Genomic DNA, 26659 nt, shown 5'->3' on the forward strand with positions numbered 1-26659 from the left:
GGGTGTTCACCGTCCTGGTCATGAGCAGTGGGCTGGAGGGCAGCTGTGCGGCGGGGCTCAGGCCCCGGTGCCGCCCCCGCCCGGAACGCCGGCGGCCGTGTGCATGACGTCGTCGATCAGGCCGTACTCCTTGGCCTCCTCGGCGGAGAACCAGCGGTCGCGGTCCGAGTCCTTGGTGATCTGCTCGACGGTCTGGCCGGTGTGGAAGGAGGTCAGCTCCGCCATCCGCTTCTTGGTGTGCAGCAGCCGCTCCGCGTGGATCTTGATGTCCGAGGCGGAGCCCGCCAGGCCCGCCGAGGGCTGGTGGATCAGGATCTCGGCGTTGGGCAGCGCGAAGCGCTTGCCCGGGGTGCCCGCGCTGAGCAGGAACTGGCCCATCGACGCGGCCAGGCCCATGCCGATGGTGACCACGTCGTTCTTGATGTACTGCATGGTGTCGTAGATCGCCATGCCGGCCGTGATCGAGCCACCGGGGCTGTTGATGTAGAGGTAGATGTCCTTGTCCGGGTCCGCGGCAAGGAGCAGCAGCTGCGCGGTGATCTTGTTGGCGATGTCGTCGTCGACCGGCTGACCGAGGAAGATGATCCGCTCGCTGAGCAGTCGGTTGTAGACCTGGTCGCCGAGGCCACCGAGGTTGGTCTCGCTGGCGGCGGAAGGCATCGGAATCGTCACGTGTCCACCTGCTCGTCTCTGACGGCGACGCGCCGTCTCAGCATCTTCGTCGGGTTCTACCGCGGGGCTTACGGGGACACCCTGCACTTACGGGGACTCCCCTGCCCTCGTATCTACGGACCCTAACGCGCTGGTGGGCGGGCGCCATCCCGCATCAGGAACTGTTCGCTCTGAGCGCAGGTTCACCCCTGGGAGCGCGCCCACCGGAGGGCCGGGCGGCTCCGGGACCGCGAACGGGCCCGAACGCGTGATGGCGTCCGGACCCGTTCGTACGAGCCACGGGGGGCGGGCCCTGCCGGCGCGTGCCGACAGGGCGTGCCGGGATCAGCTCTCGGACTTCTCCGCGGACTCCTGGTCGGCGGCCTCGACGGCCTCGACCGTCTCCACGGCGGCCTCGACCTCGTCCTCCTCGTCCAGGTCCACGACCTCGCCGTTGGTGTCCTTGACGGTGGCGGCCTCGACGACGACCGCGAGGGCCTTGCCGCGGGCGACCTCGCCGACGAGCATCGGCACCTGGCCGCCCTCGACGACGGCCTGGGCGAACTGGTCAGGGCTCATGCCGGAGGACTGCGCGCGGCGCATGAGGTGCTCGGTGAGCTCCTCCTGGCTGACGGACAGCTTCTCCCTGTTGACGAGCTCGTCCAGGACGAACTGCGTCTTGATGCCCTTCTCGGCCTGCTGCTGGAGCTCGGCGTCGAACTCCTCGGCGGTCTTCTCCTGGATCTTCAGGTAGGCCTCCAGGGTCAGACCCATCTGGCCCAGCTGGTGGTGCTCCAGGTTGTGCTTGCGGGTGCGGACCTCCTCCTCGAGAAGCTTCTCGGGGAGGGGCACCTCGACGAGCTCCAGGAGGGCGTCGAGCACCTTCTCCTGCGCCTGGGTGGCCTGCTCGAAGGCGCGGGACTGCTCCAGCCGCTTGCGGCTGTCGGCCTTCAGCTCGTCCAGGGTGTCGAACTCGCTGGCCAGCTGGGCGAAGTCGTCGTCCAGCTCGGGCAGCTCGCGGGCCTTGACCTCGGTGACGTCGACCTTGACCTCGGCCTCCTTGCCCTGGGCGGAGCCGCCCTTGAGCTCGGAGGTGAAGGTGGCGGTGCCGCCGGCCTCCAGGCCGGTGACGGCCTCGTCGATGCCCTCCAGCAGCTCGCCGGAGCCGATGGTGTAGTTGACGCCCTTGGCGACGCCGTCCTCCAGGACCTCGCCGTCGACCTTGGCCTCCAGGTCGACGGTCACGATGTCGCCCTCGGCGGCGGCGCGCTCGACGGCGGAGGTGGTGGCGAAGCGCTCACGCAGCTGCTGGACCGACTTCTCGACGTCCTCGTCCGAGACCTCGACGGCGTCGACGGTGACCTCGATGCCGGAGTAGTCCGGGATCTCGATGGCCGGGCGGATGTCGACCTCGGCGGTGAAGGTCAGGGACTCGTTGTCCTTGAGCTCGGTGATGTCGACCTCAGGCTGGCCGAGCGGGTTGAGCTCCCCCTCGTTGACCGCCTCGGTGTAGAACTTCGGGAGCGCGTCGTTGACGGCCTCCTCCAGCACGGCGCCGCGACCGAACCGCTGGTCGATGACGCGGGCCGGGATCTTGCCCTTCCGGAAGCCCGGCACGGTGACCTGCTGGTTGATCTTCTTGTACGCCGCGTCGAGGCTGGGCTTGAGCTCCTCGAAGGGCACCTCGACAGTGAGCCGAACCCGGGTCGGGTTCAGGGTCTCCACGGCGCTCTTCACGGTTCGGTCTCCTTGGGGGCTGACTTCTCGGTCGGTGCTGCCACTGAGGATCCAGCGGATCAGCCAATCGCGCCCGGTAGAGAGACACAGACGCGCAGCTTGCATAGTAACCGGACGCGGGATGAGCCCCACAACGCGATCTTGCCTGTGGTGATGGTCGGGGTGGCCGGATTCGAACCGACGACCTTCCGCTCCCAAAGCGGACGCGCTACCAAGCTGCGCCACACCCCGTCAGTGCGACACGTAGAGTACATGGCCGGGGGCGCCCTGGCCGCCGCTTTTCCGCTGGCGGGCGGGGGTGTGCGGGATACGGGCCGGACCCGCTACGATGCACTTCGTGCCGACGCGCCGCCTCTTCGGGGGCGGTCGGTGGCGCGCGCGGGCGTAGCTCAATGGTAGAGCCCCAGTCTTCCAAACTGGCTACGCGGGTTCGATTCCCGTCGCCCGCTCCACAGCACCGGCTACGGCCCGGACCGCGGAATCACTCCCCGGCCGGGCCGTTTCGCTTTCCCCCGCCCTCCGCCGCGCCGCGGCAGGTCGTCAGAGGTCGATATCGGCGATCTCACGGGCGAGGTGGGTCAGTATGTCGTTGACCCCGGGGGCCATCTCCGAAGAGGCGAGCAGGAACCCGAAGACCGCGGAGACAAGCGCCCCACCCAGCCGGAGCGACCCCCTCCGGATCAGCAGCGCGGCCCAGATCCCCATCAGCAGAACCAACGACACGGAAATGATCACGGCTCAATCACGCACCCTCGGTCAGCCACACGTGTCACCACCCCCGGGAGGGACGCTGCCCCGCTCCCCCCACGCGGCATCCATCGTGCCATCAACCACCACCCGAATTGGTCCCCGATCATGAATCTCGGACGGAATTCTGAATTTATCGCGAGACCATCCCGCGATCATACAAAAGACCATTGATTCGGACATTTCACCCCGGCCTCCCGTGGGGCATATGCCCCGTTTAAAGGGATGAGACCAGCGGAAACGGAGAAGCGGAACGAGGTTTTACGCATTACAGGTTTGAGCGCTATCGTGCCTCAGATGTTCCACGCTGCCCCCATCCCCGTAAGCGCAGTGCGGCGGTCCCAAGTCCTTTCCCCCGGTTCTTGGTGGGAGGGTCTGTGACGAACTCCCTGCACCCACACGGCTTTCAGCGGTCTCCCCTTCCGCCGGCCCAGGAACCGGCGCCGGAGGGCCGCACCGCACGCCACGACACCGCCAAGGACCGGCCCGCGCCGGCCGCCCCGCCGGGCGGACAGCGGCCGAAGCAGCGTGACGCGTTCTTCGACAACGCGAAGTACCTCGCGATCGTGCTGGTCGCGATGGGGCACTCCTGGGAACCGCTCACCGACCACAGCCGGACCGCCGAAGCGCTGTACATGACGGTGTACACCTTCCACATGCCGGCGTTCATCCTGATCTCCGGCTACTTCTCGCGCAGTTTCGACATGCGGCCGGACCGGCTCAAACGGCTGATCACCGGCGTCGTCGTGCCGTATGTGCTCTTCGAGACGGCGTACACGTTCTTCAAGCGGTGGGCGGACGACGACCCCACGTACGACTTCAGCCTGCTGGACCCCTGGTATCTCACCTGGTTCCTCGTCGCGCTGTTCGTCTGGCGCATGACCACCCCGATCTGGAAGCTCGTCCGCTGGCCCGTCCCGCTCTCCCTGGCCATCGCCACGCTCGCCGCGGTCTCCCCCGACATCGGTGACGACCTGGACCTCCAGCGGGTGCTCCAGTTCCTGCCGTTCTTCGTGATCGGCCTGCACATGAAGCCGGAGCACTTCCAGCTGGTGCGGCGGCGCTCGGTGCGCATCCTGTCGGTTCCGGCCTTCGCCTGCGCCCTGGCGGTCGCGTACTGGGCGGGCCCCCGGATGAACTCCGCGTGGTTCTACCACCGCGACAGCGTCCAGGAGCTGGGCGCTCCCCCGTGGACCGGCCCGCTGATGACCATGGCCATGTTCAGCTGCTCGCTGCTGCTGGTCGCCTGCTTCTTCGCCTGGGTGCCCCGGCGCCGCATGTGGTTCACCGCGCTGGGTGCCGGGACGCTGTACGGCTACCTGCTGCACGGCTTCCTCGCCAAGGGCTCCCGCTTCTGGGGCTGGTTCGACGCGTACCCGTGGCTGTACAAGCCGCTCGGCGAGATCGCGGTCACGGTGATCGCCGCCGTCGTGGTCACCGCCCTGTGCACGCCGCCCGTGCAGCGGGTGTTCCGCTGGTCGATGGAGCCGAAGATGACCTGGGCGTTCCGCAAGGACCCGGCGGAGCAGGACCGCCACCGCCACCGCGCCACCGCCAGGGCGTGAGCGAGACCCGTCGGCGAAACCGAAGCCGCCCCCGGACAGCGTCCGGGGGCGGCTTTTATCGGTCATTCTCACTCGCGCTCACTCGCGGCAGATCAGGAGCAGCGCCCGGTCGTCGTTGACGTCCCTCGCGACCGCCTCGATCAGGTGCCACGCCGCTCCGGAGAAGCCGGACGCCACGTACCGGTCGGCCTCGCCCGTCAGCCGGTCCATGCCCTCGCTGATGTCCCGCTCGGAGGTCTCCACCAGCCCGTCGGTGAACAGCATCAGGACGTCGCCGGGCCGCAGGGTGCCCTTCACCGGGTCGAACTGCGCCCCGTCGTACACGCCCAGCAGCGGGCCGTCCGCCGCCATCTCCTCCCATTTGCCGCTGCCCGCGTGCAGCTGGAGCGCGGGCAGGTGCCCCGCCGACAGCAGCTCGTAGTCGCCGCTGTCCAGGTCGAGGACGAGATGGACGGAGGTGGCGAAGCCCTCGTCCCAGTCCTGGCGGAGCAGGTAGCCGTTGGCCGCCGGGAGGAAGCCGTGCGGCGGCAGCGAGCCGAGCAGGCCGCCGAAGGCCCCGGAGAGCAGCAGGGCGCGGGAGGCGGCGTCCATGCCCTTGCCGGAGACGTCCGTGAGGACGACCTCCAGGGTGCGCCCGCCGTTGGTGCGGGCCGCGACGACGAAGTCCCCGGAGAAGGACTGGCCGCCGGCCGGGCGCAGCGCCATCTCCCGGTGCCAGCCACGCGGAAGTCGCGGCAGCTTGCTCTGGACGCGGATGCGTTCGCGCAGGTCGAAGAGCATGGTGCCGCCGCGCCGCCAGGGCACCCCGACCCGGCTGCGGAACTGCGCGATCAGCAGCCCGAAGAAGCCGACGGCGGCCACCACCAGGATGGTGCCGGGGGTGACCCGGTCCGGTCCGTCCGGGTACGGGCCCAGGACCGCGGACTCCACGATCAGCGCCGCGGCCGCCGCCGCGTACAGGGCCAGCAGGCTCGCGGGCCGCAGCAGCAGCCCGCCCGCCACGATCGGCAGGACGAGCGCGGCGGGCGCGCACCAGTCGGGCTGGGCGATGGTGCCCATGGCGATGGCCGGTACGGCGAGCAGCAGCGTGGCCAGCGCCAGCCAGTCGGAGCCGTCGCCGCGGAAGTAGTCGACCCCGGCTTTGCGCAGGGCTGTGCGGACCCGGTGCAGGGCCTTGCGCACCCGGGCCGTCAGCGTGTCCGCTCCGCCGCCAGTCATTGCACCGGGACCCTACCCACCCGTTCGGACGCGCGTCGATTCGCGGTCCCTCGAACCCCCTTCAACGGCTCGTAAACGGAAGCGAAATACGATCGCTTGTCCTGGCCGCCGCTGGTAGGCATGGGCGCATGACGACTGAGCTACGGCCGCTGCGCCCGGGCGACTGGGACGAGTGGTACGGGAACCTGGAGCTCGCATTCGGAGGCGTGGCCGAGGCTCCGGAGGAGCGCGCGCTGTGGCGGGAGCTGACCGAGCCGGAGCGGTCGCTCGCCGCCTGGGACGGCGACCGGATGGTCGGGAGCGCCGGGGCGTTCTCGTTCCGGATCGCGGTGCCGGGCGGAGCGCTCGTACCGGCCGCCGGGGTGACCATGGTCGGGGTGCTGCCCACCCACCGGCGGCGCGGGATCCTGCGCGCCTTGATGCGGCGGCAGCTGGCGGACGTCCGGGCCCTCGGCGAGCCGCTCGCCGTGCTGACCGCCTCGGAGCCGGAGATCTACGGCCGCTTCGGCTACGGCATCGCGACGCAGGAGCTCTCCGCCGAGATCGACACGGACCGGGTGCGGCTGTCCGTGTCCGAGGGAACCGACGCCGTGCGGCTGCGGATGGTCCGGCCCGCGGAGTCGGCGGAGGCCCTCGCGGCGTGCGAGGCGGTGTACGCAGCGCGGGTCGCCGCCCGGCCCGGGATGCTGGCGCGCGCGGCGGGCTGGGAGCGGTTGACGGTGCTGGACCCGCCGACGGAGCGCGAGGGGACCTCTCCGCTCCAGTGGGTCCTCGCCGAGTCGGAGGACGGGAAGCTGCTGGGGTACGCGCGGTACGCCGTGCGCCCGGACTGGGACATGGCCGGGCCGAAGGGCACGGTCATCCTGCGCGACATGGAGGCGCTGGACCCCGTCGCGTACGCCGCGCTGTGGCGGTTCCTGTTCGAGATCGACCTGACCTCGACCGTCAAGGTGCGCAGTTGCCCGGTCGACGCCCCGTGGCAGCACATGGTCTCGGACATACGGCGCTGCCGGACGCGGGTGCGGGACGCGCTGCACGTCCGGCTGGTCGACGTCGGCGCGGCGCTCCGGGCGCGCACGTACGCCGCCCCGGTGGACGTGGTCCTCGATGTGCGGGACCCGTTCTGTCCCTGGAACGAGGGACGGTGGCGGCTGACCGGCGACGCCGAGCGGGCGGCATGCCTCCGTACGGACCCCGGCGAACCGGCTGACCTGCGGCTGAGCGTCCGGGAGCTGGGCGCCGCCTATCTGGGCGGGGTCACGCTGACGGCGCTGGCGGGGGCCGGGCGGGTGGCGGAGCTGCGTCCGGGCGCGCTGGCGGAGGCGTCGGCGGCGTTCCGCAGCGACGCGGCGCCGTGGCTGCCGCACGGCTTCTGACCGACTCCTCCGGGACCGGGTCGAAGGGCTAGCCCGGCTGGCAGCCCGGGCACCAGAAAAGGTTGCGGGCGGCGAGATCGGCGGTGCGGATCTCGCCGCCGCAGACATGGCACGCCTGCCGGGCGCGCCGGTAGACGTAGACCTCACCGCCGTGGTCGTCCACCCGGGGCGGACGGCCCATCGCCTCCGGCGTGTGCTCGGGCCGGACCGTGTCGATCCGGTTGTTCGCCACGCCCTCGCGCATGAGCGCCACCAGGTCCGCCCAGATCGTGTCCCATTCCGCGCGGGTCAGCTCGCGGCCCGGGCGGTACGGGTCGATGCCGTGCCGGAACAGCACCTCGGCGCGGTAGACGTTGCCGACGCCCGCGATCACCTTCTGGTCCATCAGCAGCGCGGCGATGGTCGTGCGACTGCGGGAGATCCGCTTCCAGGCGGCCTCGCCGTCGTCACCGCCGCGCAGCGGGTCGGGGCCGAGGCGGTCGTGTATCGCCAGCTTCTCGGGGTGGGTGATCAGCGCACAGGTCGTCGGGCCGCGCAGGTCGACGTAGGCGTCGTCGTGCGCGATCCGCAGCCGGACCGTGTCGGTGGGCGGCGGCGCGGGCGCGTCGCCGAAGCCGACCTTGCCGAACAGCCCGAGGTGGATGTGGACCCAGTCCAGCCCCTCGAAGCCCAGGAACAGGTGCTTGCCGTGCGCGTCGGCACCGTCGAGCACCGTGCCGTCCAGGAGCGCCGCGGCGTCGGCGAACTTGCCCTGCGGGCTGGTCACCCGCACCGGCCGGCCACCGAACGTCCGCAGATAGTCCTGGGCCAGCCGGTGGATGGTGTGCCCCTCCGGCATCAGCCCTGCTGCGGGTGGTGGGCCGGGATGGGCGGCAGCTCGCCGGTGGTCTCGTAGGCGCTGAGCATCTCGATCCGGCGGGTGTGCCGCCCCTCGCCCGAGTACGGGGTCGTCAGGAAGATCTCGACGAACTTGGTCGCCTCTTCGGTGGTGTGCATCCGGCCGCCGATGCTGATCACGTTGGCGTTGTTGTGCTCGCGGCCGAGGGCTGCGGTCTGCTCGCTCCAGGCCAGCGCGGCGCGCACGCCCTTGACCTTGTTGGCGGCGATCTGCTCGCCGTTGCCGGAGCCGCCGATCACGATGCCGAGGCTCTCCGGGTCGGCGGCGGTCCGCTCGGCCGCGCGGAGGCAGAACGGCGGGTAGTCGTCCTGGGCGTCGTAGATGTGGGGGCCGCAGTCGACGGGGTCGTGGCCGTGGGCCTTGAGCCACTCGACGAGGTGGTTCTTCAGTTCGAAACCGGCATGGTCGGAGCCGAGGTACACGCGCATGGTCCGAGTGTGACACGGCGACGGCGACCGGCACGCGCGGGGTGGAGACCGGGCCGCCCCCGCCGCGGCGACGAGTGATTCGCAATGGCGAAAGCGCGTTCTTTACGGGCCAGCAATACCAAAGAAGCTCATGGAAACCTCAAGTAACAATCCGGATTCAAAGGTTCATCTATCCGTTCTCCTGGGTTTCACTGGCCTGGCTCGAAACCCCAGTGCAAAGGATCGCGCACATGAGCGCACAGCCCGTGACCACCCCGCCGGGCACGTCGTCCGGCGGCCCCGGCACGACGGAGCCCTCCGACGGCCTCAAGGCCGGTCTCAAGAACCGCCATCTGTCGATGATCGCCATCGGCGGTGTCATCGGCGCCGGCCTCTTCGTCGGCTCCGGTGCCGGTATCGCCAAGGCGGGGCCGGCCATTCTGCTGTCGTACGCCCTGGTCGGCGCGATGGTCGTCTTCGTCATGCGGATGCTCGGCGAGATGGCCGCGGCCAACCCGACCTCCGGTTCCTTCTCCGCCTACGCGGACCGGGCGCTGGGCCGCTGGGCCGGGTTCTCGATCGGCTGGCTCTACTGGTTCTTCTGGGTCGTGGTCCTCGCCGTCGAGGCGACCGCGGGCGCGGAGATCCTCGAGGGCTGGGTGCCGTCGGTGCCGCAGTGGGCCTGGGCGCTGATCGTCATGGTGGTGCTCACCGCGACCAACCTGGCGTCGGTCTCCTCCTACGGTGAGTTCGAGTTCTGGTTCGCCGGCATCAAGGTCGTCGCGATCGGCGCGTTCATCGTCGTCGGCGGACTCGCGGTGTTCGGGCTGCTGCCCGGCTCGGACAACGAGGCCGCGGGCCTGGCCCACCTCACCGACGCCGGCGGCTTCATGCCCAACGGCTGGGGCACCATCCTCACCGGTGTGCTGATGGTCGTCTTCTCCTTCATGGGCAGCGAGATCGTCACCCTCGCGGCCGGCGAGTCGGAGGACCCGCAGCGCGCGGTCACCAAGGCCACCAACAGCGTCATCTGGCGGATCGGCGTCTTCTACCTGGGCTCCATCCTGGTGGTGCTGACGCTGCTGCCGTGGGACTCCAAGGCGATCACCAAGGACGGCTCCTACGTCGCCGCGCTCAACTCCATCGGCATCCCGCACGCCGGCCAGATCATGAACGTCATCGTGCTGACGGCCGTGCTGTCGTGCCTGAACTCCGGCCTGTACACCGCCTCCCGGATGGCCTTCTCGCTCGGCCAGCGCGGTGACGCGCCCAAGGCGTTCGCGAAGACCACGGACCGGGGCGTCCCGCAGGCGGCCATCCTGGGCTCGGTGGTCTTCGGCTTCGTCGCCGTCTGGTTCAACTACCAGTGGAAGGAAACCGTCTTCCAGTTCCTGCTGAACTCCTCGGGTGCGATCGCGCTCTTCGTCTGGCTGGTGATCTGCTTCACCCAGCTGCGGATGCGCAAGATCATCGAGCGCGAGAACCCGGAGAAGCTGGTCGTCCGGATGTGGCTGTACCCGTATCTGACCTGGGCGACCGCCGCGATGATCGTGTTCGTCGTGGGCTACATGTTCTTCGACGACGCCAACCGCGAGGTCGTGAGCCTGTCGCTGCTGGTGGCGGCCCTGGTCCTCACCGTCGCGGTGGTCCGCGACCGGATGGCCAAGCGCGCCGCCTGACCGTCGCGGAGCACGAACAGCGGCCGTACGACGAACGGGCCGGGACACCGCACCAGACAAGGGTGCGGGTCCCGGCCCGTACGCGTACGCGTACGTTTACGGCTACGGCTACGGCTACGGCCCGTGGAGACGGGAATCAGCGCTCGCGGCCGCCCAGCAGCTTCCACGCCGTGGGCAGCGCGCCCATCGCCAGCGCCGCCTTGAGGGCGTCCCCGAGCAGGAACGGGGTGAGTCCGGCGGCCACCGCCGCGCTGAGGGAGAGATCCGCGGCCACCGCCAGGTACGGCACGCCGACCGCGTAGATGATCGCGGAGCCGAGCGCCATGGTCCCGGCCGTGCGCAGCACGCCGCGGTCGCCGCCGCGGCGGGCCAGCGCGCCCACGACGGTCGCGGCCAGCAGCATGCCCAGGACGTAGCCGAAGGACGGCATGGCGGCGCCGGAGCCGCCCTCGGCGAACCACGGCGTGCCGGCCATGCCGGCGAGCGTGTACAGCACCAGCGAGAGGAAGCCGCGGCCGGCCCCCAGCGAGGTGCCGACCAGCAGCGCCGCGAAGGTCTGTCCGGTCACCGGGACCGGGGAGCCCGGCACCGGCACGCTTATCTGGGCCGCCAGACCGGTGAGCACGGCGCCGCCCACGACCAGCGCCGCGTCACGGGCGAGGACCTGGCGGGCGGGGAACAGGACGTCCGCGAGGACCGTACGGGTCCCGGCGGCGGAGACGGAGGCGGAGCTCATCGGTATCTCCCCGAGGTGAGATCAGTGAAGGACACCGTGACGTTAACCCAGCGCTGATCGCCGATCACCGTCGACGGGCGACAAAGGCAGCTCCGCGACCTTGGCCGTTCCCGTGCACGACCCGGCTATGTGAAACATCCCGTTTCAGCAGGTCACGTGATGCTCGTCACCATGACCCGGGGTACCGGGAAACGGTTTTGCGCCGGGCGGGCGGACATGGGGACACTGTGGAGTCCCACCAAAGCGCCGCCGTCCGGGCGCTGAGCCGAGAGTGATCCCGCACCATGCACCAGGCCCCGCCCACCGACGAGCTCGCGGCCGTGCCCGCCGAACCGGCCTCACCCGCCGAACCGGCCGCATCCGCCGAACCCCTCGCGGGCGGACTCAAGCAACGCCACCTGACGATGCTCGGCCTCGGCGGCGTCATCGGCGCGGGGCTGTTCGTGGGCTCCGGCGCCGGGATCGCCGTCGCCGGGCCCGGCATCGTCATCTCGTACCTGCTCGCGGGCGCGCTCGCGATGCTGGTGATGCGCATGCTCGGTGAGATGTCGGCGGCGATGCCCGCGTCGGGCGCCTTCTCGGTGCACGCGGAGCGGGCGCTCGGCCGCTGGGCGGGCTTCACCGTCGGCTGGCTCTACTGGTTCCTGCTGGTGGTGGTGCTCGCGGTGGAGGCGACGGCGGCGGCCGGGATCGCGCACGGCTGGGTGCCGTCGGTGCCGCAGTGGGCCTGGGTGCTGCTGTTCATGGTGGTCTTCACCGCCGCCAACCTGGCCGCCGTGAAGAACTTCGGCGAGTTCGAGTTCTGGTTCGCGGCGCTCAAGGTCGGCGCGATCGTGCTCTTCCTCGCCCTGGGCCTGCTCGCGGTCTTCGGGGCGCTGCCGGACACCGATCCGGTGGGCCTGGCCAATCTCACCGGGCAGGGCGGTTTCCTCCCGAACGGCTGGAGTGGCGTGGTCTCCGGCGTGCTGGCCGTCCTCTTCGCCTTCGGCGGTCTGGAGGTCGTCACCATCGCGGCGGCGGAGTCCGACGACCCGGCGCGGGCGGTCGCCCGGGCCGTGCGCGGCGCCATGTGGCGCATCCTCTTCTTCTATGTCGGCTCGATGCTGGTCATCGTCACCGTGCTGCCGTGGACCGCGATGGCGCCGGGGCAGAGCCCGTACGTGGCCGTGCTGGACCACATCGGGGTGCCGAAGGCCGGGCAGATCATGAACATCGTGGTGTTCGTGGCGCTGCTGTCCGCGCTCAACGCCAATCTCTACGGCTCCTCCCGGATGGTGTTCTCGCTGGCCGAGCGCGGGGAGGCGCCGCGCTCGCTGCTGGCGGTGTCGCCGGGCGGGGTGCCGCGCCGCGCGGTGCTGGCCTCGGTGGCGTTCGGTTTCGTCTCGGTGCTGCTCAATCTCAAGTGGCCGGATTCGATCTTCCAGTACATGCTCAACGCCGTGGGTGCCGTACTGCTGTTCGTATGGGCGCTGATCGCCGCCGCCCAACTGTGGCTGCGCCGCCGTATCGAGCGGGAGACCCCGGAGCTGCTGACCCTGCGCATGTGGGCCTTCCCCTGGCTGACCTGGGCCTCCCTGGTCGCGATGGCCGGCGTTCTGGTGCTGATGGTGACGGACGATCAGGCGCGGCCACAGCTTCTGTGGTCGGCGGGCGCGACGGGCGCGGTGCTGGCCGTGGCGGGGCTGCGGGAGCTGCGGGCCCGCGGCTGACCGCCGTCGACCTCCCGAACTGACGATCGGTCGGCTACGTACGGTCATGCCGGTGTCCGATATTCAGACATCGCTGACGCAAGTGTTGTCCTCAGCGGACACGGACCACACACTGAGGGCGCTCAGCATGCCTCCACCCACACGTAATGGACACCAAAAGCCAATGAACCGGACACCCGCGTCCGCCGCGCCGGAGCGCGCTGCCGAGAACACCGGCACCTCCGCTCAGGGCAACGGCACTCCCCTGTCCCATGGCCTCAAGCAGCGCCATCTGTCGATGATCGCGCTCGGTGGCGTGATCGGCGCGGGACTGTTCGTGAGTTCCGGTCTCGGCATCGCGGCGGCCGGCCCCTCCATCGTCCTGGCGTACGCGCTGTCCGGCCTCCTGGTGATGCTGGTCATGCGGATGCTCGGCGAGATGTCCGCCGCCAACCCCGCGTCCGGATCCTTCTCGGTGTACGCCGAGCGGGCGCTCGGCCCCTGGGCGGGCTTCACGGCCGGCTGGATGTACTGGACGCTGCTGACCTTCGCGGTCGGCGTCGAGGGGCTCGGCGCGGCCGGGATCATGACCGGCTGGTTCCCCTCGACCGAGTCCTGGATGTGGGTCCTGGCCTTCATGGTCGTCTTCCTGGGCGCCAACCTGGCCTCGGTGAAGAACTTCGGTGAGTTCGAGTTCTGGTTCGCCGCCTTGAAGGTGGCCGCGATCGGGCTGTTCCTGGTGCTGGGCGCGCTCGCCATCTTCGGCGTCCTGCCGGGCACGGACGCGCCGGGCACCGACAACCTCACCGGCCACGACGGCTTCATGCCCAACGGCGTCGACGGCCTCGTGGTCGGCCTGGTCGCGTCGGTCATCGCCTACGGCGGTCTGGAGACCGTGACCATCGCCGCCGCCGAGTCCGAGAACCCGGTCAAGGGCGTCGCGAACGCCGTGCGCACCGCCATGTGGCGGATCGCGTTGTTCTACATCGGCTCGATGTTCGTCATCGTGATGCTGATCCCGTGGAACGACCCGAAGGTCGTCAGCGACGGCCCGTACGTCTCGGTGCTGAACGTCCTGGACGTCCCGGCGGCCGGGGAGATCATGAAGTTCGTGGTGCTGGCCGCACTGCTGTCCGCGATGAACGCCAACATCTACGGCTCCTCCCGGATGGCGTACTCGCTGGTGGCGCGCGGTCAGGGTCCCGCGTTCCTGGGCAGGGTCAGCGGGGGCGTGCCCCGGCTGGCGGTGGCCGCGTCCTGCGTCTTCGGCTTCGTCACCGTGCTGCTGAACTACTGGTCGCCGGACAAGGTGTTCGTCTGGGTGGCGAACATGATCGGCGCGGTCGTGCTCATCGTGTGGGGCTTCATCGCGGTCTCCCAGCTCCAGATGCGGCGGCGGCTGGAGCGTGAGGCGCCCGAGAAGCTCGTGGTGCGGATGTGGGGCTTCCCGTATCTCACCTGGGTGGCGCTGGCCGGTGTGGTGACCTTCCTGGCTCTGATGGCCCGCCAGGACGACACCCGCGAGCAGCTGTACTACTCGACGGGTCTGGCGGTGGTCCTGACCGTCGTCGGCCTCATACGGCAGAAGACGGCGGCCGCCAAGCGCCGCTGACCGCTCGACACGTTCTCCCGCAAGGCGGGGTGGGTCCTTAAGTCCAGGGACCCACCCCGCCTTACGTCTTTGGACCGAGCCGGCCCCCTCCACCCCGCCACGGCACACTCCTGCTGGTAGCGTGCACTTGCAAGTTAATTGCAATAAGCGGTCGGAGGGCTCGGCATGGCCATCTACACACTTCCTGAACTTCCGTACGACTACTCGGCGCTGGCGCCCGTCATCAGCCCCGAGATCATCGAGCTGCACCACGACAAGCACCACGCGGCGTACGTCAAGGGCGCGAACGACACCCTTGAGCAGCTCGCGGAGGCCCGGGACAAGGACCAGTGGGGCGCCATCAACGGCCTGGAGAAGAACCTGGCCTTCCACCTGTCCGGCCACATCCTCCACAGCATCTACTGGCACAACATGACCGGCGACGGCGGCGGTGAGCCGCTGGACAAGGACGGCGTCGGAGAGCTCGCCGACGCCATCGCGGAGAACTTCGGCTCGTTCGCCAAGTTCAAGGCCCAGCTGTCCAAGGCATCCGCCACCACGCAGGGATCGGGCTGGGGTGTGCTGGCCTACGAGCCGGTGTCCGGCCGCCTGATCGTGGAGCAGGTCTACGACCACCAGGGCAACGTCGGCCAGGGCTCCGTCCCGATCCTGGTCTTCGACGCCTGGGAGCACGCCTTCTACCTTCAGTACAAGAACCAGAAGGTGGACTTCATCGAGGCGATGTGGAACGTCGTCAACTGGCAGGACGTGGCGAAGCGGTACGCCGCCGCGAAGGAGCGCGCGAACAACCTGCTGCTGGCCCCGTAAGGCCGACGAAGGCGTCCTGCTCGTGATCGTCTTCTCACCCTTCACGTGGCAGGCGGAATAGCGGAAGGCCCCCGCGAGGACGTGACTCGCGGGGGCCCTCCTGTGTGCTTCGCCGTCAGTCGAAGATGGGGCCGGTCGTCCGGGTGCGCTTGATCTCGTAGAAGCCGGGAACGGAGGCGACCATCAGAGTGCCGTCCCACAGGCGGGCCGCTTCCTCGCCCTTGGGCGCCGGGGTGACGACCGGGCCGAAGAAGGCGATCCGGTCGCCGTCCGCGCCGGGTACGGCGATCACCGGGGTGCCGACGTCCTCGCCGACCAGGCCGATGCCCTCCTGGTGGGAGGCGCGCAGCGCGGCGTCGTGGGCGTCGCTGCGGGCGGCGTCCGCCAGCTCCACGGGCAGGCCCACCTCCTCCAGGGCGGCGACGATCGTGTCGTGGTCGGGCGCCAGGCCCTGGTGGTGGATGCGAGTGCCGAGCGCCGTGTAGAGCGGGCCGAGGACCTCGTTCCCGTGCTTCTTCTCGGCCGCTATGCAGACCCGCACCGGGCCCCAGGCCGTGGTGCGCAGCATCTCCCGGTACTCCTCGGGGACCTGGTCCAGCTTGTCCTCGTTCAGCACGGCGAGGCTCATGACGTGCCAGCGCACCTGGACCGGGCGGACCTTCTCCACCTCCAGCATCCAGCGAGAGGTCATCCATGCCCACGGGCACAGCGGGTCGAACCAGAAGTCGGCGGGCGTGGCGGGGGCGGCGGTCGCGGCGTCGGTCGCGGTCACGAATGCTCCTCGAAGGGATGGCTTGGATACGCGTTGTTCAGGTAACGCGCTTATCCACAGGTTCCATTCCTCGATTCCGGCATCGGACGGCCCGTGTCATGATGCGCGATGTCCGATATTCGAGAAGCGTGTGACACAAGACGAGGGAGTCGTGTCGTGCCCGGTGAGAATCTGACCCGTGACGAGGCCCAGGAGCGGGCCCGGCTGCTGACCGTGGACGCCTACGACGTGGCGCTCGATCTGCGGTCCGCGGTGGGCCCCGCCGAGGGTGCCGGGCCGCGCACCTTCCGTTCGACGACGACGATCCGGTTCCGTGCGGCCGAGCCGGGCGCGTCGACCTTCGCCGACCTGGTCGCGCCGAGCGTCGGGTCTGTGGTGCTGAACGGGCGCGAGCTGGACCCGGCCGCCGTGTTCGACGGCGCGCGGATCGTGCTGGACGACCTGGCCGCGGAGAACGTCCTGGTGGTGGACGCGCAGTGCGCCTACAGCCGGACCGGGGAGGGCATGCACCGCTTCGAGGACCCCGAGGACGGCCAGGTCTACCTCTACACGCAGTACGAGCCGGCCGACGCGCGCCGGGTGTTCGCCACCTTCGAACAGCCGGACCTGAAGGCGCCGTTCACCTTCTCCGTGACCGCGCCCGCGGACTGGACCGTGCTGAGCAACGGCGAGCGGGAAGGCGACCCGGCCCCAGCCGGAGACGCCGCGGCGACCTGGCGTTTCGTACCGACCAAGCCGATCTCGACGTACATCACGGCGGTCGTCGCCGGTCCGTACCACGTGGTGCGGGACCACTACCGCCGCACGCTGCCGGACGGAGAGGTGTTGGAGATCCCGCTGGGCGCGCTGTGCCGCGCCTCGCTCGCCAAGCACTTCGACGCGGACGACATCTTCACCGTCACCAAGCAGGGTCTGGACTTCTTCCACGACCACTTCGACTACCCGTACCCGTTCGGCAAGTACGACCAGGCGTTCGTGCCGGAGTACAACATCGGCGCGATGGAGAACCCGGGCTGTGTGACCTTCCGCGAGGAGTTCGTCTTCCGCGGGAAGGTGACCCAGGCCTCGTACGAGAACCGGGCCAACGTCATCCTGCACGAGATGGCGCACATGTGGTTCGGCGACCTGGTGACCATGGAGTGGTGGGACGACCTGTGGCTCAAGGAGTCCTTCGCGGACTTCATGGGCGCCTTCTCGCTGGTGGAGGCCACCCGGTTCACCGACGGCTGGATCACCTTCGCCAACCGGCGCAAGTCGTGGGCGTACCGCGCCGACCAGTTGCCGTCCACCCACCCGGTCACGGCCGACATCCACGACCTGGAGGACGCCAAGCTCAACTTCGACGGCATCACCTACGCCAAGGGCGCGAGCGTGCTCAAGCAGCTCGTGGCGTACGTGGGCCGGGACGCGTTCCTGGAGGGCGCCCGCCGCTACTTCAAGCGGCACGCGTACGGCAACACCCGGCTGGCGGATCTGCTGTCGGTGCTGGAGGAGACCTCGGGCCGGGACATGACCGCCTGGTCGCGGGCCTGGCTGCAGACCGCCGGGGTCAATGTGCTCACGCCGCAGGCGACGTACGACGCGGCCGGCCGCGTCACCGAGCTGTCCATCCTCCAGGAGGCGGCGGAGAGCCACCCGACGCTGCGGCCGCACCGGGTCGCCGTGGGCCTGTACCGGCGCCGCGACGCCGACGGCGCGCTGGTGCGGTACGCCCGGGTGGAGGTCGACGTCTCCGGGCCGCGCACCGAGGTGCCCGAGCTGGCGGGCGCCGAGCGGCCCGAGCTGATCCTGGTCAACGACGACGACCTCACCTACTGCAAAGTGCGGTTCGACGCGGACTCGCTCGACACCCTGCGCCGGCACCTGGGCGACCTCACCGACCCGCTGGCCCGCGCGCTGTGCTGGTCGGCGCTGTGGAACCTCACCCGCGACGGGCTGATGCCCGCCCGCGACTACCTGGACCTGGTGCAGCGGTTCGCCGGCGCCGAGACCGACATCGGCGTACTGCAGATGGTCCAGTCCTGGGCCGGCAGCGCGCTGGTGCACTACAGCGCGCCCGAGAACCGGGAGCAGGCGGGCGCCGAGGTGGCCGAGAGCGCACTGCGCGAGCTGCGGCTCGCCGAGCCCGGCAGCGGCCACCAGCTGGCGTGGGCCCGGTTCTTCGCCCAGAACGCCGACTCCGACAGCGAACTGAGGCTGCTGCGCGGGCTGCTGGACGGCACGGCCCGGATCGACGGGCTCGACGTCGACCAGGAGCTGCGGTGGGTGTTCCTGGAGCCGCTCGCCTCGCACGGTGTGGCGGACGAGTCGGTGATCGCGGCGGAGCTGGCCAGGGACGACACCGCCTCCGGCAAGCGGCACCAGGTCCGCTGCCTGGCGGCCCGGCCGTCGGAGGAGGTCAAGGCGGAGGCGTGGGCGTCGGTCGTGGAGTCGGACCGGCTGTCCAACGCGCTGGTGGAGGCCACCATCGCGGGGTTCTGCCAGGCGGACCAGCGGGAGCTGCTCGCGCCGTACGCGAAGCGGTACTTCGCGGCGCTGGAGAGCGTGTGGCGCGAACGGTCGATCGAGATCGGCATGGCGATCGTGCGCGGGCTCTTCCCTGCGCTCCAGGACGACCCCGGCACGTTGGAGGCGACGGACGCCTGGCTGGCGGAGCACGCGGACGCGGCGCCCGCGCTGCGCCGTCTGGTCAGCGAGGCGCGGGACGACCTGGCACGGGCGCTCCGCGCCCAGGAGTGCGACGCGCGGGCCACCCGCTGACCTGGGCTCGTCACCCGGGCGCGCCGTGCGGTCGGGCCAGATGGCGCACCGCCCTTCGGCGCTCGAACGCCCGTACTTTAGGACGGTGTTGTCCTGATTCGTCGACGAACGTGTAACAGCGGTTAGGGAGCGGAGAGAGCGCGGGAATGGCCGGGGCATGAACCACACTTCCCCCGGCGGGGAGACCCCCACCCCGCTCTCCCCGCTCCCCCTGCGGCACCTCTCCGACGTACGGCGCCTGGTGCTGACCACACGCCAGCTCCGTGCGCACGGTGTGACCGCCGCGACCGTCGCCGAGCGCAGTCGCGCCGGCGGACCGTGGCGGCAGCTGCTGCCGGGCGTCCACCTGCTCCACCCCGGCCCGCCGACCGGCGAGGAGCTGCTGCACGCCGCGCTGCTCTACGTCGGCCGCGCGCCCGCGCGGACCGGGGCCACCGCGCGGACCGGCACCACGGCGGCGACGGAGCCCGTGATGGTCACCGGGCTGGCCGCGCTCGCCCTGCACCACTTCTCCGCCGCTCCCCCGCTGCTCTCCCTCGACCACGTCGACGTCCTGGTGCCGCGCACCCGGCGGACCCGCTCCGTCGGCTATGTGCGCGTCGTACGCGGTCACCCGCTGCCCGAGCCGGTGGACATCGCCGGGGTGCCGACCGCCCCCGTGGCCCGGGCGCTGACGGACGCGGTGGCCCGGCTCCGGGACGCCACGTCGGTGCGCCGGCTGCTGGTGGAGGCGGTGCGCGGCGCGCACTGCGAGACGACGGCGATCGTGCGGGAGCTGACCGCGGCGCGGCTGCTGACGCGGCCGTACGTGGCGGGCGCCGTGGACGCCCTGCTCGCCGAGGCCCGCGGCGTCGCCGAGGGCCAGCTGTACGCCATGATCCGCGGCCACGGGCTGCCCGAGCCGCTGTGGAACGTCGAGCTGCGGATGCCCGGCGGCCCGTGGCTGGGCGGTGTGGACGCCTACTGGCCGGACCAGGCCGTGGCCCTGGTGCTGGACGCGCGGCTGCCGCAGTACGAGAAGCCGGCGCCGGCCACCGGAAGCCGGTGCGAGGAGACGACGCTGCGCGAGCGGCTGGAGCGGCTGGGCATCACGGTGGTGTACGCCACGCCGCACCGGATGCGCCACGCCCCGGGGGACCAGGCCGCCTTGGTCCGCACGGCCCTGATGGCCGCGGTCGACCGCGACCCGGCCGCCTACGTCCTCGTACTGCCGCGCTGAGGGTCGGCCGGGGCCGGTCCGGGCCCCCGGCGCGTCCCGCCGGGTCAGCGCTTGCGCAGCAGCAGTTCGGTGTTCCGGTCGTCGGGCTGTCCGGCGAGCGTCCCGCGGGAACCGGGGGCGTTGAAGGACAGTTCGCGGTAGAGCGCGGCGAGGCCGGTCTGGGACAGGTCGGTGAAGTCGGTGCGGTGCGGTGCGGCGGACTCCACCAGCGTGGTGAACAGCGAGATCGTGCCGTCGTGGTTGTCGGTGACCTCGACGACCCGGGCCAGCTGCGGGAAGTCGATGTGCGAGGCCGTGGTGATCTCCCAGAAGGTGCCGCGGGCGGTGATCTCGTTCTTGTGGCTGTGGCCGTTGATCCAGGCCAGCACCTGCGGGTGGCGCTTGAAGAGCGCGACGAGCTCGGCACCGCCGTGCCGGGCCTCGTTCGGGCGGGCCGGGTCGCGGTTGAGGTTCTTCATGCTCCGGCTGTAGTGGTGGCTGAAGACCAGGATGTGGTCATCCTTGTGCGCCTTCAGGGTGCGCTCCAGCCAGCGCAGTTGGGCGGTGCCGACGGATCCGGTGTAGTGGCCGCCGGGGTCGGTGGAGTCCAGGCTGATGCCGATGACGTCGTCGGAGATCCGGAACGTGTAGTACAGCGTCCCCTTCTCCAGGTTCTCCCGCGTGTAGCCGTGCCCGACGGGTCCGGCACCCGCGTGCCCGGGGTCCAGGTGCGCGGCCAGGTAGTCGTGGACGGTGACCGGCGCGCGGCGCTCGTCCGGGGTGACCGAGCGCATCTCGCGGGCGTGGGCGCGCAGCAGCTCCTTCATGTGCGTGCCCTTGGGGTCGGCGCCCTCCCGCTCGCCTTCGTAGATCTTCTCGGCTTCCGCGGCCGGGATGATCTCCAGCTTGCGGCCGCCGGTGGCCAGTTCGGTGAGGTAGCCGCGGTCGAAGGCGTAGACGCCGCCGGAGAGGTCGTCGTGGTTGCCGATGGTGGAGTACCAGGGCAGGTGCAGGCCAGGGCTGTTGACCGTGCGCAGCGCCGCTTCGAGGAACCCGTCGATGCGCGGGAAGCCGACCCGCTTGTCGATGTCGCGCAGTGCGCTCCCGGGGTGCCAGAAGTGCTTGAGCCCGCTGTTCTGGACGCCCTCGTAGTGGCGCGGGTCGCCGGTGTTGGGGGTGATCCGGCCGCCGCTCATCGCGGTCAGGAACCAGTCCAGCTCGATCCGCGCGTTGTTGTCCGTGTTGTCGCCGGTGGTCATCGCGAAGGAGAGCGGGGTGCCGGTGACCGGTCCGCCGCGCAGCCGGTTGACGCGCTCGATGAGCGAGACCACACCGGCCACCGACAGCGCCTCGTGCGGCCGCCAGGCGCCCACCTGCCCCGAGCGCAGGAACTCGTAGCGCAGCGGGTGCTGGACGTCGGTCAGGTGCAGGTCGGTGAGTTGCACGAAGGAGGCGAGCGTGGTGCGCCGGCGCTCCCGGCCGCCCTTGGCCGGGGCGAGTTCGGAGCGTACGACGCGGGGCCAGCCCGGGCCGTCGGTGAGCCGCCGGTAGCCTCCGGTGCCGCGCGGGGCGGCGACCGTCCGCAGCGTGGTGCCGGCGGTGGTGGGCGCGAGGGGGCGGTGGCGACCCGCTGGGCGGGGGCGGCGCCGCGGGGCGCGCCCGGCGACGCGGTGGCGGATCCTGAGGCGGGCCCGAGGGCGACGCCCAGTCCGGTGGCCGCTCCGGCGGCGCCCACGGCGGTCAGCAGCGTACGGCGGTCGAGAGCGTGGGCGGCGGACCGTATGCGGGACATGCGCTCGTCTCCCCGAGTGGAAACCGTATGGCGGTGGGCGGAGAACCGCCCTGTCACTGGGGATGCTTGGCAGCGGGGGTGGCCATGGCGTGAACGTCGTGGCAACGCACGCCACCGAGATCCGCACATCGATCCGTCGGGGGCGGATCCGGGGCGGATCGCCATCCGGGCTACGGCTGCCGGCCTGCCGGCGCTCACATGAAATTCACCCGAAGGGGTAGCCGGGGGCCGGGCTCCCGGTTGACGGCATTGGTGTCGCTTTGTTCTCGATGGCGTATGGCGGGAATGTGCCATCGACGGAATCAGGGTCGGGCAACTCTCCCCAAACGACAGTCACTTCCACAAAGGTGAACGGACCGACGGCACCGTATTCCGAACAAGGATGCCCATGTCCCCATCACCTGAAGCGAGACCCGCACGCGGCGTGAGACGCACGGCCCGCATAGCGATAGGCGCGGGCCTGGTGGCCGCCCTCGCGGCCGCAGGCCCCGCCCCCGTCGTCGCCGCCACCCTCGGCGACGAGCCGGCGGCCTCCAGCTCACCGGAGAGCCGGCCGAAGTCCGCCTCCGACAAGCTCGGCGCCGCAGACGCCCACCTGCTCGCCGAGGCCAAGGCGGACGGCGACAAGCACGTCACGATGATGATCGCCACCGCACCGGGCGCGACCGAGCAGGTCGCCGACCAGCTCGACGCGGTCAAGGGCGCCTCGGTGGGGCGCGCGTACGACAAGCTCGGCTATGTCCGCGCCACCGTCCCCACCGGCAAGGCCGACGCCGCCATCGCCAAGGCGGAGAAGCTCTCCTCCGTCCACGGCATCGACCTCCGCCAGGAGATCCGGCTGCCCGACCCGACCCCGCGCGCCGACCGCGCCGAGGGCGCCAAGGCCGCGCGGGCCGGCAGCTACCCGGCGCCGGGCAAGGACACCCCCGCCAAGAACCCGTACCAGCCGTCGTTCGAGACCGGAGCCGTCGACTTCGTCAAGAACCACCCCAAGGCCGACGGCCGGGGCGTGACGATCGGCGTCCTCGACTCCGGCGTGGACCTCGGCCACCCGGCGCTGCAGAAGACCACCACCGGCGAGCGCAAGATCGTCGACTGGGTGACGGCCACCGATCCGATCGTGGACCAGGACGGCACCTGGCGGCCGATGGTGACCACCGTCTCCGGCCCCAGCTTCAGCTACAACGGCCGCACCTACACCGCCCCGGCCGGCTCCTACGGCGTCAGCGTCTTCAAGGAGAGCGCGACGACCGGCGGCGACGCCAAGGGCGACCTGAACCGGGACGGCGACACCACCGACTCCTGGGGCGTGCTGTACGACGCCGCGAAGGGCACCGTCCGGGTCGACCTCGACAACGACGGCGACTTCGGCGACGACGAGGTCATGAAGCCGTACCGGGACGGCTTCCAGGTCGGCTACTTCGGCAAGGACGACCCGGCCACGCCGGTCGCCGAGCGCGTCCCGTTCGTCGTGGAGATCCGCAAGGACGTCCCGATGGACCCGCTGGGCGGCAGCTGGGTGGGCAAGAAGGCCGACTTCGTCAACATCGGCGTGATCGAGTCCGAGCACGGCACCCACGTGGCCGGCATCACCGCCGCCAAGGGCCTCTTCGGCGGCAAGATGAACGGCGCGGCGCCCGGCGCCAAGCTGGTCTCGTCCCGCGCCTGCACCTGGACCGGCGGCTGCACCAACGTCGCGCTGACCGAGGGCATGATCGACCTCGTGGTCAACCGCCACGTGGACATCGTCAACATGTCGATCGGCGGCCTGCCCGCGCTGAACGACGGCAACAACGCCCGCGCCGAGCTGTACACGCGCCTGATCGACACCTACGGCGTGCAGCTGGTGATCTCCGCGGGCAACAGCGGCCCCGGCACGAACACCATCGGCGACCCGGCCCTGGCCGACAAGGTCATCAGCGTCGGCGCGAGCGTCTCCAAGGAGACCTGGGCCGCCAACTACGGCTCCGAGGTCACCAAGAAGTACGACATGATGCCGTTCTCCTCCCGCGGCCCGCGCGAGGACGGCGGCTTCACCCCGACCCTCGCCGCCCCGGGTGCCTCCATCAACACCACCCAGACCTGGCTGCCCGGCAGCCCGGTCAAGGAGGCCGGCTACGAGCTGCCGCCCGGCTACAGCATGCTCCAGGGCACGTCAATGGCCTCGCCGCAGGCCACGGGCGCCACGGCGCTGCTGCTGTCGGCTGCCGAGCAGGAGGACATCGACCTGCCGCCGGCGGAGCTGCGCACCGCGCTGACCAGCACCGCCAAGCACATCCCGGGCGTGCAGGCGTACGTGGAGGGCTCCGGCCTGATCGACATCATCGGCGCGTGGGACGCGATCCGCGACCACGCCACCGCCCATGAGTACACGGTCAAGGCGCCGGTGAAGACCGCGCTGTCGGACCACCTCAAGACGCCGGGCTTCGGCACCGGCATCTACGACCGCGAGGGCGGCCTCAAGACCGGCGAGTCCCGGACGTACGACGTCACCATCACCCGGACCACCGGCCCGGACCGCGCCGTGCGGCACGAGCTGGCGCTGCGGAACAACGACGGCACCTTCGACCTGGCCAAGGAATCGGTCAGCCTGCCGCTGGACAGGCCGGTCACCGTCAAGGTCACGGCGAAGACCCGCGCCGCCGGCATCCACACCGCGATCCTCGACGTGAACGACCCGGGCACCGAGGGTGTCGACAAGCAGATCCTGGCCACGGTCGTGGTCGCCAAGCCGCTGGCCAAGCCGCACTACGCGTACGGGGCCTCCGGCTCGGTGCAGCGCAACGGCACCAAGTCCTACTTCGTGACCGTTCCGGAGGGCGCCAAGTCCCTGGAGGTCAAGACGAACGGCCTGGGCACCGGCAGCCAGACCCGCTGGATCGCCATCAACCCGTACGGCGTCCCGGTGGACCCGACGTCGACGATCAACTGCTATCCGAACTACGACAACCCGGCCAACACCTGCCGTCCGGACCTGCGCTCCTACGCCAACCCGATCCCGGGCGTGTGGGAGATCGAGGTCGAGTCGCGCCGCACCTCGCCGCTGCTCGACAACCCGTACACAGTCACCGCGACGGCGCTGGGCACCACCTTCGAGCCGGAGACCCAGACCGTGCCCGAGGCCAAGGTCGGCACCCCCGCGCCCGTCGAGTGGAAGGTCACCAACGGCTACGCCGCGATCGACGGCAAGCTCAAGGGCGGCGAGCTGGGCTCGTCCAAGACCACCCGCCCGACGATCAAGGAGGGTGAGACCCACACCACGGAGGTCACTCTCGGTGAGGGTGTCTCGCGCCTGGACGTCGCGATCGGCGGGGTCTCGGACACCAAGGCCGACCTGGACCTGAACGTCCTGCTGGACGGCAAGGTCGTCGGCTCCTCGGCGGACGGCGACTCGGACGAGGCGGTCAGCCTCACCAAGCCGAAGGCCGGTAAGTACACCATCGAGGTCGTCGGCTACGGAGTGCCGGCGGGCAGCACCGAGTACGACTACCGCGACGTGTATTTCGCCCCCTCGCTCGGCACCGTCACGGTGGACAAGGCGTCGGCCGTGAAGCTGGCGAACGGCGCGTCCGCGCAGGTCGCGGCCAAGGTCGAGGTGGCGGGCGCGGCTCCCGAGGGCCGTTCCTTCTTCGGCCAGGTGCAGCTGCTCAACGCCTCCGGGACGGTCACCGGCGGCGGCAGCGTGAAGATCGAGAAGGTCGTTCCGTAGGCATTCCGGTACGGCGCGGGGCGGGTGCTCTCCCGGGCACCCGCCCCTTCTCGTGCCCGGGCCTCGAATAATGGAATGGATTGGACAAGACGACCGGGGACATACGCATCATGGGCGGCGGCACCCGCCTCGCCAGCAACGCACGAAGGAGACACCGTGAGGGTAGGAATCGTCGGAGCCACCGGTCAGGTCGGCACGGTCATGCGCAAGATCCTCGCCGAGCGGAACTTCCCGGTCACCGAGCTCCGGCTGTTCGCCTCCGCCCGCTCGGCCGGCACGGTCATCGACGGCGTCACGGTCGAGGACGCCTCCACGGCCGACTACACCGGCCTGGACATCGTGCTGTTCTCCGCCGGCGGCGCGACCTCCCGGGCGCTCGCCGAGAAGGTCGCCGCCCAGGGCGCCGTGGTGATCGACAACTCCTCGGCCTGGCGGCTCGACCCCGAGGTCCCGCTGGTGGTCTCCGAGGTCAACCCGCACGCGGTCAAGGACCGCCCCAAGGGGATCATCGCCAACCCGAACTGCACCACCATGGCGGCCATGCCGGTGCTCAAGCCGCTGCACCTGGAGGCGGAGCTGACCGCCCTGGTCGCCACCACCTACCAGGCCGTGTCCGGCTCCGGACTGGCGGGCGTCGCCGAGCTGCACGGCCAGACGTGCAAGGTCGCCGAGCAGGCCGACCAGCTCGCCTTCGACGGCGAGGCCGTGGAGTTCCCCGAGCCCGGCGTCTACAAGCGCCCCATCGCCTTCAACGTGCTGCCACTGGCCGGCAACCTCGTCGACGACGGCTCCTTCGAGACCGACGAGGAGCAGAAGCTGCGCAACGAGTCCCGCAAGATCCTGGAGATCCCCGGCCTCAAGGTCTCCGGCACCTGCGTGCGCGTCCCCGTCTTCTCCGGCCACTCCCTCCAGGTCAACGCGCGCTTCGCGCGTCCGCTGAGCGTGGCGCGCGCCTACGAGCTGCTCAAGGACGCGCCCGGCGTCGAGCTGTCGGAGATCCCCACGCCGCTCCAGGCCGCGGGCAAGGACGCGAGCTACGTGGGCCGGATCCGGGTGGACGAGACCGTGGACAACGGCCTGGCGCTGTTCCTGTCCAACGACAACCTCCGCAAGGGCGCGGCGCTCAACGCGGTGCAGATCGCGGAGCTGGTCGCCGCCGAGCTGGGATAAGTCATACCGGCGGGGGCGGCCTGTGGAAAACGCCCCCGCCGGGTGCCGGCGGGCGTGGCAAGATCGGCTCGGACAGGCCCAGAAGGCCGTGTGACAGGCGGCCGGGGCGTGGAAGGATGGCGAAAAACGTCACATAC

General features: G+C 70.6%; 18 protein-coding genes, 2 tRNA genes and 1 pseudogene. 11 read left to right on the plus strand and 10 right to left on the minus strand.

Going from position 1 to position 26659, the window contains the following annotated elements; all coding sequences use genetic code 11:
- Nucleotides 1–57: 57 nt before the first annotated feature.
- The 3 genes from Q3Y56_RS10675 to Q3Y56_RS10685 all read right to left on the minus strand — a co-directional run bounded on the left by Q3Y56_RS10675 (nucleotide 58) and on the right by Q3Y56_RS10685 (nucleotide 2619).
- Nucleotides 58–660, minus strand: coding sequence for an ATP-dependent Clp protease proteolytic subunit (locus Q3Y56_RS10675; protein WP_304465547.1), 603 nt, complete (start codon nucleotides 658–660; stop codon nucleotides 58–60).
- Nucleotides 661–996: 336 nt separating this feature from the next.
- Entirely contained in the window at nucleotides 997–2388 is a 1392-nt protein-coding gene (tig, locus tag Q3Y56_RS10680; RefSeq protein WP_304461715.1) for a trigger factor, read from the minus strand.
- A gap of 154 nt (nucleotides 2389–2542) precedes the next feature.
- Nucleotides 2543–2619 (minus strand) — tRNA-Pro (locus tag Q3Y56_RS10685).
- A 147-nt stretch (nucleotides 2620–2766) separates the two neighbouring features.
- Here Q3Y56_RS10685 and Q3Y56_RS10690 point away from each other — a divergent pair.
- Nucleotides 2767–2840: transfer RNA gene (locus tag Q3Y56_RS10690), tRNA-Gly, on the plus strand.
- Nucleotides 2841–2928: 88 nt separating this feature from the next.
- On the opposite strand, the gene Q3Y56_RS10695 is transcribed toward Q3Y56_RS10690, so the two are convergent.
- A complete protein-coding gene (locus Q3Y56_RS10695; protein ID WP_304461716.1) occupies nucleotides 2929–3123 on the minus strand; it encodes a hypothetical protein in 195 nt (64 codons plus the stop codon).
- A 389-nt stretch (nucleotides 3124–3512) separates the two neighbouring features.
- Between Q3Y56_RS10695 and Q3Y56_RS10700 the strand changes: the two genes are divergently transcribed.
- Complete coding sequence (locus Q3Y56_RS10700; RefSeq protein WP_304461717.1) at nucleotides 3513–4700, plus strand: acyltransferase family protein; 1188 nt, start codon at nucleotides 3513–3515, stop codon at nucleotides 4698–4700.
- 78 nt (nucleotides 4701–4778) lie between these two features.
- On the opposite strand, the gene Q3Y56_RS10705 is transcribed toward Q3Y56_RS10700, so the two are convergent.
- Nucleotides 4779–5918: a PP2C family protein-serine/threonine phosphatase gene (locus tag Q3Y56_RS10705; RefSeq protein WP_304461718.1), complete on the minus strand. Its 1140-nt coding sequence runs from the start codon at nucleotides 5916–5918 to the stop codon at nucleotides 4779–4781.
- 128 nt (nucleotides 5919–6046) lie between these two features.
- On the opposite strand from Q3Y56_RS10705, the gene Q3Y56_RS10710 reads away from it, so the two are divergent.
- Entirely contained in the window at nucleotides 6047–7294 is a 1248-nt protein-coding gene (locus Q3Y56_RS10710; RefSeq protein WP_304461719.1) for a GNAT family N-acetyltransferase, read from the plus strand.
- A 28-nt stretch (nucleotides 7295–7322) separates the two neighbouring features.
- On the opposite strand, the gene Q3Y56_RS10715 is transcribed toward Q3Y56_RS10710, so the two are convergent.
- Both Q3Y56_RS10715 and Q3Y56_RS10720 read right to left on the minus strand, forming a co-directional pair.
- Entirely contained in the window at nucleotides 7323–8132 is an 810-nt protein-coding gene (locus tag Q3Y56_RS10715) for an Fpg/Nei family DNA glycosylase (RefSeq protein ID WP_304461720.1), read from the minus strand.
- Nucleotides 8132–8620: a ribose-5-phosphate isomerase gene (locus tag Q3Y56_RS10720; protein ID WP_304461721.1), complete on the minus strand. Its 489-nt coding sequence runs from the start codon at nucleotides 8618–8620 to the stop codon at nucleotides 8132–8134. Before Q3Y56_RS10720 ends, Q3Y56_RS10715 begins: the two co-directional genes overlap by 1 nt.
- 230 nt (nucleotides 8621–8850) lie before the next feature.
- On the opposite strand from Q3Y56_RS10720, the gene Q3Y56_RS10725 reads away from it, so the two are divergent.
- On the plus strand, nucleotides 8851–10278 hold the full coding sequence (locus tag Q3Y56_RS10725; protein ID WP_304461722.1) for an amino acid permease: 1428 nt from the start codon (nucleotides 8851–8853) through the stop codon (nucleotides 10276–10278).
- Nucleotides 10279–10414: 136 nt separating this feature from the next.
- Here Q3Y56_RS10725 and Q3Y56_RS10730 read toward each other — a convergent pair whose 3' ends face one another.
- Nucleotides 10415–11014: a biotin transporter BioY gene (locus tag Q3Y56_RS10730; protein ID WP_304461723.1), complete on the minus strand. Its 600-nt coding sequence runs from the start codon at nucleotides 11012–11014 to the stop codon at nucleotides 10415–10417.
- Nucleotides 11015–11298: 284 nt separating this feature from the next.
- Here Q3Y56_RS10730 and Q3Y56_RS10735 point away from each other — a divergent pair, with 284 nt between their 5' ends.
- The 3 genes from Q3Y56_RS10735 to Q3Y56_RS10745 all read left to right on the plus strand — a co-directional run bounded on the left by Q3Y56_RS10735 (nucleotide 11299) and on the right by Q3Y56_RS10745 (nucleotide 15121).
- Nucleotides 11299–12723: an amino acid permease gene (locus Q3Y56_RS10735; RefSeq protein WP_304461724.1), complete on the plus strand. Its 1425-nt coding sequence runs from the start codon at nucleotides 11299–11301 to the stop codon at nucleotides 12721–12723.
- A 163-nt stretch (nucleotides 12724–12886) separates the two neighbouring features.
- On the plus strand, nucleotides 12887–14314 hold the full coding sequence (locus tag Q3Y56_RS10740) for an amino acid permease (protein WP_304461725.1): 1428 nt from the start codon (nucleotides 12887–12889) through the stop codon (nucleotides 14312–14314).
- Between the two features lie 165 nt (nucleotides 14315–14479).
- On the plus strand, nucleotides 14480–15121 hold the full coding sequence (locus Q3Y56_RS10745; protein ID WP_304461726.1) for a superoxide dismutase: 642 nt from the start codon (nucleotides 14480–14482) through the stop codon (nucleotides 15119–15121).
- 115 nt (nucleotides 15122–15236) lie between these two features.
- On the opposite strand, the gene Q3Y56_RS10750 is transcribed toward Q3Y56_RS10745, so the two are convergent.
- Entirely contained in the window at nucleotides 15237–15893 is a 657-nt protein-coding gene (locus tag Q3Y56_RS10750) for a DsbA family protein (protein WP_304461727.1), read from the minus strand.
- Between the two features lie 156 nt (nucleotides 15894–16049).
- Between Q3Y56_RS10750 and pepN the strand changes: the two genes are divergently transcribed.
- Both pepN and Q3Y56_RS10760 read left to right on the plus strand, forming a co-directional pair.
- Nucleotides 16050–18653 (plus strand): aminopeptidase N, encoded by a 2604-nt coding sequence (gene pepN / locus Q3Y56_RS10755; RefSeq protein ID WP_304461728.1) that lies wholly within the window; start codon nucleotides 16050–16052, stop codon nucleotides 18651–18653.
- 157 nt (nucleotides 18654–18810) lie between these two features.
- Nucleotides 18811–19872, plus strand: coding sequence for a hypothetical protein (locus tag Q3Y56_RS10760; RefSeq protein ID WP_304461729.1), 1062 nt, complete (start codon nucleotides 18811–18813; stop codon nucleotides 19870–19872).
- 44 nt (nucleotides 19873–19916) lie between these two features.
- On the opposite strand, the pseudogene Q3Y56_RS10765 reads toward Q3Y56_RS10760, so the two are convergent.
- A pseudogene (locus Q3Y56_RS10765) lies at nucleotides 19917–21643 on the minus strand (TIGR03767 family metallophosphoesterase).
- Nucleotides 21644–22031: 388 nt separating this feature from the next.
- Between Q3Y56_RS10765 and Q3Y56_RS10770 the strand changes: the two are divergent.
- Nucleotides 22032–25352, plus strand: a complete 3321-nt coding sequence (locus Q3Y56_RS10770) for a S8 family serine peptidase (protein ID WP_304461730.1) — start codon at nucleotides 22032–22034, stop codon at nucleotides 25350–25352.
- Nucleotides 25353–25508: 156 nt separating this feature from the next.
- Nucleotides 25509–26522: an aspartate-semialdehyde dehydrogenase gene (locus Q3Y56_RS10775; protein ID WP_304461731.1), complete on the plus strand. Its 1014-nt coding sequence runs from the start codon at nucleotides 25509–25511 to the stop codon at nucleotides 26520–26522.
- Nucleotides 26523–26659: the final 137 nt, after the last annotated feature.

This window comes from Streptomyces sp. XD-27, from assembly GCF_030553055.1.
Taxonomy (GTDB): Bacteria; Actinomycetota; Actinomycetes; order Streptomycetales; family Streptomycetaceae; genus Streptomyces.

Bases quoted from the DNA above. Each gene is read 5' to 3' on its own strand.
- Q3Y56_RS10760 (WP_304461729.1), top strand. From the start codon at position 18,811: ATGAACCACACTTCCCCCGGCGGGGAGACCCCCACCCCGCTCTCCCCG.
- Q3Y56_RS10720 (WP_304461721.1), bottom strand. From the start codon at position 8,620: ATGCGCGTGTACCTCGGCTCCGACCATGCCGGTTTCGAACTGAAGAAC.
- Q3Y56_RS10735 (WP_304461724.1), top strand. From the start codon at position 11,299: ATGCACCAGGCCCCGCCCACCGACGAGCTCGCGGCCGTGCCCGCCGAA.
- Q3Y56_RS10770 (WP_304461730.1), top strand. From the start codon at position 22,032: ATGTCCCCATCACCTGAAGCGAGACCCGCACGCGGCGTGAGACGCACG.
- Q3Y56_RS10740 (WP_304461725.1), top strand. From the start codon at position 12,887: ATGAACCGGACACCCGCGTCCGCCGCGCCGGAGCGCGCTGCCGAGAAC.
- Q3Y56_RS10725 (WP_304461722.1), top strand. From the start codon at position 8,851: ATGAGCGCACAGCCCGTGACCACCCCGCCGGGCACGTCGTCCGGCGGC.
- Q3Y56_RS10745 (WP_304461726.1), top strand. From the start codon at position 14,480: ATGGCCATCTACACACTTCCTGAACTTCCGTACGACTACTCGGCGCTG.
- Q3Y56_RS10675 (WP_304465547.1), bottom strand. From the start codon at position 660: ATGCCTTCCGCCGCCAGCGAGACCAACCTCGGTGGCCTCGGCGACCAG.
- Q3Y56_RS10715 (WP_304461720.1), bottom strand. From the start codon at position 8,132: ATGCCGGAGGGGCACACCATCCACCGGCTGGCCCAGGACTATCTGCGG.
- Q3Y56_RS10710 (WP_304461719.1), top strand. From the start codon at position 6,047: ATGACGACTGAGCTACGGCCGCTGCGCCCGGGCGACTGGGACGAGTGG.
- Q3Y56_RS10730 (WP_304461723.1), bottom strand. From the start codon at position 11,014: ATGAGCTCCGCCTCCGTCTCCGCCGCCGGGACCCGTACGGTCCTCGCG.
- Q3Y56_RS10705 (WP_304461718.1), bottom strand. From the start codon at position 5,918: ATGACTGGCGGCGGAGCGGACACGCTGACGGCCCGGGTGCGCAAGGCC.